Below are 251 nucleotides of genomic sequence, written 5' to 3' on the forward strand. Positions count from 1 at the left end.
CTACGGCGACAAAGTTCTGGCGGTGGTGTTGACCGGCATGGGCGCCGACGGCCGTGAAGGCGCGCGTCTGCTCAAGCAGGGCGGTAGCGCGGTGTGGGCGCAGGATGAAGCAAGCTGCGTGATCTACGGCATGCCGATGGCCATCGTCAAAGCCGACCTCGCCGACGCGGTGTATAGCCTCGACGACATCGGCAAGCACATTGTCGAGGCGTGTATCTGATGGATGTTTTAAGCCTTATCGGGATCATCAT

Annotated in this window: 1 protein-coding gene; it reads left to right on the forward strand. The window is 60.6% G+C overall.

Annotation, left to right across the window (positions count from 1 at the left end):
- On the forward strand, positions 1-220 hold a 220-nt coding region (locus tag BK660_RS32145), incomplete at its 5' end, for a chemotaxis protein CheB (protein ID WP_311202930.1).
- Positions 221-251: the final 31 nt, after the last annotated feature.

Source organism: Pseudomonas brassicacearum (assembly GCF_003732265.1).
GTDB classification, from domain to species: Bacteria; Pseudomonadota; Gammaproteobacteria; order Pseudomonadales; family Pseudomonadaceae; genus Aquipseudomonas; species Aquipseudomonas brassicacearum_D.